General features: G+C 68.7%; 7 protein-coding genes. 1 reads left to right on the top strand and 6 read right to left on the bottom strand.

Translation table 11 applies throughout. The features are described from left to right. From mreC to OR37_RS17755, 4 genes are all read right to left on the bottom strand, one after another. The coding region (gene mreC, locus OR37_RS17770; RefSeq protein WP_004623010.1) for a rod shape-determining protein MreC at nucleotides 1-1,014 on the bottom strand (1,014 nt) is incomplete at its 3' end. Between the two features lie 51 nt (nucleotides 1,015-1,065). Continuing rightward, on the bottom strand, nucleotides 1,066-2,109 hold the full coding sequence (locus tag OR37_RS17765) for a rod shape-determining protein (protein ID WP_004623009.1): 1,044 nt from the start codon (nucleotides 2,107-2,109) through the stop codon (nucleotides 1,066-1,068). 349 nt (nucleotides 2,110-2,458) lie between these two features. Further along, nucleotides 2,459-3,343, bottom strand: coding sequence for a hypothetical protein (locus OR37_RS17760; protein WP_004623001.1), 885 nt, complete (start codon nucleotides 3,341-3,343; stop codon nucleotides 2,459-2,461). Between the two features lie 3 nt (nucleotides 3,344-3,346). Beyond that, on the bottom strand, nucleotides 3,347-3,922 hold the full coding sequence (locus tag OR37_RS17755; RefSeq protein WP_004622999.1) for an O-methyltransferase: 576 nt from the start codon (nucleotides 3,920-3,922) through the stop codon (nucleotides 3,347-3,349). Nucleotides 3,923-4,049: 127 nt separating this feature from the next. Between OR37_RS17755 and OR37_RS17750 the strand changes: the two genes are divergently transcribed. Continuing rightward, nucleotides 4,050-4,538 carry a hypothetical protein gene (locus OR37_RS17750; protein WP_004622997.1) on the top strand — a complete coding sequence of 163 codons (489 nt, stop codon included), beginning with the start codon at nucleotides 4,050-4,052 and terminating at the stop codon, nucleotides 4,536-4,538. A gap of 86 nt (nucleotides 4,539-4,624) precedes the next feature. Here OR37_RS17750 and OR37_RS17745 read toward each other — a convergent pair whose 3' ends face one another. After that, nucleotides 4,625-6,199 carry a 2-isopropylmalate synthase gene (locus tag OR37_RS17745; protein WP_004622995.1) on the bottom strand — a complete coding sequence of 525 codons (1,575 nt, stop codon included), beginning with the start codon at nucleotides 6,197-6,199 and terminating at the stop codon, nucleotides 4,625-4,627. Between the two features lie 85 nt (nucleotides 6,200-6,284). Then, nucleotides 6,285-6,341: a hypothetical protein gene (locus OR37_RS21900; protein ID WP_106404407.1), complete on the bottom strand. Its 57-nt coding sequence runs from the start codon at nucleotides 6,339-6,341 to the stop codon at nucleotides 6,285-6,287. Nucleotides 6,342-6,356: the final 15 nt, after the last annotated feature.

Raw genomic sequence — 6,356 nt, 5'->3', positions numbered from 1 at the left:
ACGAGTAGACTGCGGGGCCGCTGCTGCGGTCGGCGAGGTCGGCGCGGCGCCGGCGGCCGGCGCCGGCGGGGTCGACGCGGCGGGCGGCGGGGCCGACAGGATCGAGGCCTGGGGATCCTCGGTCGTCACCGGCGGAAGGACGCGGGTTTCCAGTTCCTTCTCATTGGCCAGCTGAGCGAAATCCTTGAAGAGCAGGATGCGGACATAGTCGATCGAGGTTTGGTCGGCGAAGAGCACTACCCGCCACCGGCCGTCCAGACCCTTCACGGCCGCCCCGACCGGCAAACCGCGCGGCACGACGCCGCCGTCGCCCGAGGTGACGACGCGATCGCCTTGCCGGATCGGATCGACGCCGCGCAGATATTCGAGCTTCGGATTGGGACCGCCGTCGCCGGTCAATATGGCGCGCGCGTTGGTGCGATCGATCATCACCGGCGTGCGCGATGCGATGTCGGTCAGCAGCAGGATGCGGCTGGCGCCGTGCGACACGCCGACCACGCGGCCGACCAGACCCCGTTCGTTCATGGCCGGATTGCCGACCTGGACGCCGCGCTCGACGCCGGCGTCGGCCAGGCGCGTGTTGGCGAACGGGCCGCGCGTGTCGGCGACGATGCGAGCCGAGGCCATCGGGATCGGCGGATCGGTGCGCAGACCCAGCAGGCTCTTGAACCGCTCGTTCTGGTCCTGAAGGTCCAGGGCGCGGTCACGCCACTGGCGCATATCGGCCAGCTCGGCCTTCAGGCGGCGGTTCTCGGAGGCGACGAAGAAATAGCTGCGGACATAGTCCAGACCCAGCCCCGTCCAGCGGCCGGGGGCGGCGATGGCGCCGCTGACGGGCTTGGCCACCACGTCGACGGTCTGGCGGGTGACGCCGTAGGCCTGCTCCTGGAGCGTCTCGCGACGATCCGCCAGCAGGAAGGCGACGGCGATCACGGCCGCCACGATCAGGGCCACCGCCGCCGTCCAGGTAAGCGGCACCTTCAGGTCGCCGAGGGGACCTTCGCGCAAGGGCACTGACTTTTGTCTCCCGACGCCCCCCGAGGCGCCTCCAGAACGAAATCTAGCTTAAGCCAGCGTGGATTCCAGGACGCCCTTCATCCACTTCGGGTGCTCCAGAACCTTGCCGCAGCCCAGGGCCACGCACGACAGCGGATCGTCGGCGACCGTGACCGGCAGACCGGTATGGTCGCGGATCTCGGCGTCCAGGCCGCGCAGCAGCGCGCCGCCGCCCGTCAGCATGATGCCCTTGTCGGCGATGTCCGAGGCCAGTTCCGGCGGGGTGGCTTCCAGGGCCACCTTCACGGCCTCGACGATCTGCCCGACCGGTTCGGCCAGGGCGTCGGCGGCCTGCTTTTCGCTGATGCGGACTTCGCGCGGCACGCCCTGCATCAGGTCACGGCCCTTGACGTCGATCGACAGCCCCTCGCCGTCGGCCGGCGCGCGGGCGGTGCCGATTTCCTTCTTGATGCGCTCGGCGGTCGTTTCGCCGATCAAGAGGTTATGGTGGCGACGCATGTAGCTGATGATCGCCTCGTCCATCTTGTCGCCGCCCACGCGGACGCTGCGCGAATATACGATGCCCGACAGCGACAGCACGGCCACCTCGGTGGTGCCGCCGCCGATGTCGACGACCATCGATCCGGTCGGCTCGTGGATCGGCAGGCCCGCGCCGATCGCGGCGGCCATCGGCTCGTCGATCAGGCCGACGCGACGGGCCGAGGCGTTCAAGCAGCTGTCGTTGATGGCGCGACGTTCCACGGCGGTGGCGCCCGACGGCACGCACACGATCACCTTCGGGTTCACGAAGCCCTTGCGGTTGTGAACCTTGCGGATGAAGTACTTGATCATCTCCTCGGCGACTTCGAAGTCGGCGATGACGCCGTCGCGCATCGGGCGGATGGCTTCCATGTGGCCCGGGGTGCGGCCCAGCATCTGCTTGGCCTCGATGCCCACGGCGTGGACGATCTTGCGACCGCCGACGTTGCGCAGGGCCACCACCGACGGCTCGTTCAGGACGATCCCCTTGCCCTTCATGTAGATGAGCGTGTTGGCCGTGCCGAGGTCGATGGCGATGTCGTTCGAGATCACGCCGAAGAGGGAAGAGAACATTGAAAGCCCTGACTGAGGGGTAGGAGGGGCGTAACGGGCAGAAAGAAAGACGTCAGATCGGCGAAGTAGGCCTTTTCCGTCTCAAAGACAGGGTCGGCGGAGAAGAAAAGGCTCCTACTTCAAATCAATGCGAGGACAACATGATTCCCGCATTTGGCGGATTTCGATCCGGTCAGCATGTCTCGCCGCTCGACGGGAGCGCCGCCCCTGGCCGCGCCGTCGCCCGAACGCCAAAAGACGCGCCGACGCCGCCCGTTTGCCCTGCGAAAGCGTTGAATTCAAGGTCTATTCGCGGGGTTTTCTCAGGCTTTTGCGGTGAAGTCGGCCAAGCATCCCATCGTGGCGAAATCTAGCCCAGCGCGGCCAGGGCCACCCCCAGAGCCGCGACCGCGCCGAAGACCAGTTGGACGGCGGTCAAACGTTCCGCGAACAGACGACGCGCCGCCAGGGCCGCGATCGGCGCCTCGACCACCCCGACCGCCCTCACCGGCCCGGCCGGCGCCAAGGCCAGGGCGATGAACCAGCCGGCCGAGGCCGCCGCGCCCCAGAAACCAGCCTTCAGCGACGCCCGCCAGGCCTTGGCCACCGCGACCAGGGCGGAGCGATCGGTCGCGGCCAGGAACGCCGTTAGGGCCAGGGTTTGCATCCCCTGGACCGCGATCAGCGTGACCACCGCCGCGAAGATCGGATGGGCAGGCTCCAGCGCGTGTCCCGCCTGCCGGAAGGCGTTCAGCGAGACGCCGAAGGCCAGCCCGGACACCAGCCCAAATAGCCCGCCGCTGATCGGCTTGTCGCCCGAGGCCCCGGCGCGCGGCCAGGTGACGACCAGCAGGGCGACGCTGGTCAGGGCCACGCCGGTCCAGCCCAGAGCGCTCAGCCGCTCGCCATAGACCAGCCAGCCCAGCAGGGCCGCCAGAGGGATCGAGCTCTGCTGCACGGCCGTGGCGACCGCGAAGCCCGCGCGGCGCATGGCGACCAGCAGGGCCGCCGTCGCCGAGATCTGCGCCGCCCCGCCGACGATCGCCGGGATCCAGAAGCCCGGACCGGCGTGCGGGTGCTCGCCGCGCGTCAGGACGAAGGCCACGAGCACGAAGACCGCCGTGAACGGCAGACCGAACAGGAACCGCACCAGGGTCGCGCCCCAGGGCCCTGTCCCGCCCATGATCGAGCGCTGGGCCGCGTTGCGCGCCACCTGGGCGAACGAGGCGGCGATGGTGATGGGGATCCAGATCATGGCTCAGCGCCTTGCCGCGACGATCAGGCCGGACGCCCAGGCCAGCCGCGTGACGACCAAGTCGGGATGGGCCTCCAGCCGCGAGACCAGGGCGTCGACACGAACCTGATGGCCCTCGGGCCAGTTCGGTTGGGGCAACATGTCGTCGATCACATACAGCCCTCCCCGCTTCAGCAGCGCCAGGGTCTCGTCTAGCGCCTCGTACTTGCCGGGCCAGGCGTCGGCGAAGATCAGGTCGAACGATGCCGGCGCCTGGGCGCGGATGTAGTCTAGACCGTCGGCCAGGATGAAACGCACCCGCGCGTCCGTGAGGGCATCTCGCGCCACGCCCTGGACCATCGGGTCGACGTCCACGCTGATCAGGCAAGCCGAAGCGTCCAGGCCACTCAGCAGCCAAGCTGTGGCTAGGCCCGTGCCGGTTCCCAGTTCCAACAGGCGTCCGCCGGGCTTAGCGGCAGCGAGCAGACGCAGGAGCGCGCCGGTGTCAACCTCGGACGGCATCTCGAAGCCCATGGCGGCGGTGCGGGCCTGGATCAGGGTCCAGGCGGCAGGCGCGGCGGAGGAATTGTCGCCGAACATCAAATCGATCCTTACGCGGCCCTTATGGATGAGGGCCTCTTTCCGAATGGAGCCCTTGCGGGCCTTGGGCGCAAAACCCGGTGGTCGGCCCATTTCGTTGGGCCAGTCAGAAGAGGTTTCGAAGGCCATGTCGCCCCGCCCGCCCAAATGGGTTCCCATCCGCCAGGCCGCGCAGTTCCTGCTGTGCGTGCCGACCGAGGGGATCCGCCCCGCCCTGGACCGTATGCTGGACTTGGCCGAGGCCACGCCGCTGAGCTTCGTGGCCGTGGCCGGTCCCGGGGCCGGCGAGGCCATGTGCCAGCTGTGGCGTCGCGGCTATCAGCGCGTCGAGGCGGCGCGCCGGGCCACCTGCGGGGCGGCCGACGAGCGCAGCGACGTGCTGCTGGTGCTGGATTGCCAGACGACGCAAGACACCCGCGCGACGGTCGCGGCGACCTACGCCATGCTGCGCCCCGGCGGCGCGCTGGTCGTGGACGCCAGCGCCCTGCTGGACGAGGCCTCGCGCCGCGCCCTGGCCGACAGTCTGCGCGAGCTGGGTCTCGACGTGCAACCGCAGGGTCACCTGGGCGCCGAGATCCTGGCCACCCGGCCGTTCAGCAAACGCCAAGCGGCCTGATCGGCGCGCGCCAACAGCCATCCCGAGTTGGGAGCTTGTGGGGAACCCGGCCAGGCAGACGCCCGGCCGGGTTTTCCGCGCGACCTTTAGAACCCGCTGGCGATCGCCGCTTCGGGGCGGCTCTTTTCCTTGCGGGCGAAGAGGTTGTTGAGCGCGTTGACATAGGCCTTGGCCGAGGCCGTCAGGGTGTCGGTGTCGGCGGCCGCGCCGGTGGCGATGCGGCCGTCCTCTTCCAGACGCACCGAGACCTGGGCCTGGGCGTCCGTGCCTTCGGTCACCGCGTGCACCTGGAAGAGACGCAGGGCGGCGCTGTGCGGCACGATCTTGTGGATGGCGTTGAATACCGCGTCGACGGGACCGTCACCGGTGGCTTCGGCCGTGCTGGAGACGCCGTCGACGTCGAGGGTCAGCTCGGCCGATTGGCCGTCGGTGCCGGCCACCACGCGCAGGCGCGACACCCGGATCTTCTCCGAGCCGCGAGCCAGGGCGTCGTCGACCAGGGCGATGATGTCGTCGTCGTAGACGTGCTTCTTGCGGTCGGCCAGGTCCTTGAAGCGGCCGAAGGCTTCCTTCAGCGCGTTCTCGCCCAGCTCGTAGCCCAGATCCTTCAGCTTCGCGCGGAAGGCGTGGCTGCCCGAGTGCTTGCCCATGACCAGGCTCGACGGGGCCTGGCCCACCGACTCCGGCGTCATGATCTCGTAGGTCTCGCGGTTCTTGAGCATGCCGTCCTGGTGGATGCCGCTCTCGTGCGCGAAGGCGTTCTTGCCGACGATGGCCTTGTTGTACTGCACCGGGAAGCCGGTGATGGCCGAGACATAGCGGCTGGCGCGGGTGATGTGCGTGGTGTCGATGCCCGTGCGGAACGGCAGGCGGTCGCCGCGCACCTTCAGAGCCATGACGATCTCTTCCAGCGCGGCGTTGCCGGCGCGCTCGCCCAGACCGTTCACGGCGCACTCGACCTGACGCGCCCCGCCCTGCACGCCGGCCAGGCTGTTGGCCACGGCCAGGCCCAGGTCGTTGTGACAGTGGGTCGAGAAGATCACCTTGTCGGCGCCCTCGACGTTATTGACCATCCAATTGAACAGGTCGGCGTATTCCGACGGATAGGTGTAGCCGACGGTGTCGGGCAGGTTGATCGTCGTGGCCCCGGCCTTGATGGCGGTCTCGACCGCGCGACGCAGGAACTGGCGATCGCTGCGGGTGGCGTCCTCGGCCGACCACTCGACGTCGTCGCGCAGGTTGCGGGCGTGCCCGACCGAGCGGGCGATCACGTCGATCACCTGGTCCGGCTCCATCTGCAGCTTGTGCTTCATGTGCAGGTCGGAGGTGGCGATGACCACGTGGATCCGGCCGCGCTGGGTGGGCTTCAGGGCCTCGGCGCAGCGATCGATGTCGACCTGGTGGGCGCGGCACAGGCCGGCGATGGTCGAGTTCTTGACGATCTTGGCCACTTCGCGGACGGCTTCGAAGTCGCCGTTCGAGGCGATCGGGAAGCCGGCCTCGATGATGTCGACCCCCATCTCCTCGAGGATCTTGGCCAGCTCCAGCTTCTCTTCCAGCGACATCGAGGCTCCAGGCGACTGCTCGCCGTCGCGCATGGTGGTGTCGAAAATGACGACGTTGTCGCGCTTGTCGGAAGCGCCGGCGGATACGGAGGTCATAGGGAATACTCGTCGAATGGGTGTCTGCGTGCGGGCTGCGGGTTCAATTGTCCCCTGTGCGCCCGGCCACGACGATGCGCGGCCCCTAGAGCGCCCAGGGGCTGATAAGCAGAAGCGGAAGCAGGTCGCGCGCGACGGTCATAAGGCGCTTTCTACA

This window comes from Caulobacter vibrioides OR37 (genome assembly GCF_000372645.1).
Lineage (GTDB): Bacteria > Pseudomonadota > Alphaproteobacteria > Caulobacterales > Caulobacteraceae > Caulobacter > Caulobacter vibrioides_E.
Note: the sequence above shows the minus strand (reverse complement) of the source record. Positions and strands in the feature narration are given on the sequence as shown.

Bases quoted from the DNA above. Each gene is read 5' to 3' on its own strand.
- OR37_RS17765 (WP_004623009.1), bottom strand. From the start codon at position 2,109: ATGTTCTCTTCCCTCTTCGGCGTGATCTCGAACGACATCGCCATCGAC.
- OR37_RS17760 (WP_004623001.1), bottom strand. From the start codon at position 3,343: ATGATCTGGATCCCCATCACCATCGCCGCCTCGTTCGCCCAGGTGGCG.
- OR37_RS17755 (WP_004622999.1), bottom strand. From the start codon at position 3,922: ATGTTCGGCGACAATTCCTCCGCCGCGCCTGCCGCCTGGACCCTGATC.
- OR37_RS17750 (WP_004622997.1), top strand. From the start codon at position 4,050: ATGTCGCCCCGCCCGCCCAAATGGGTTCCCATCCGCCAGGCCGCGCAG.
- OR37_RS17745 (WP_004622995.1), bottom strand. From the start codon at position 6,199: ATGACCTCCGTATCCGCCGGCGCTTCCGACAAGCGCGACAACGTCGTC.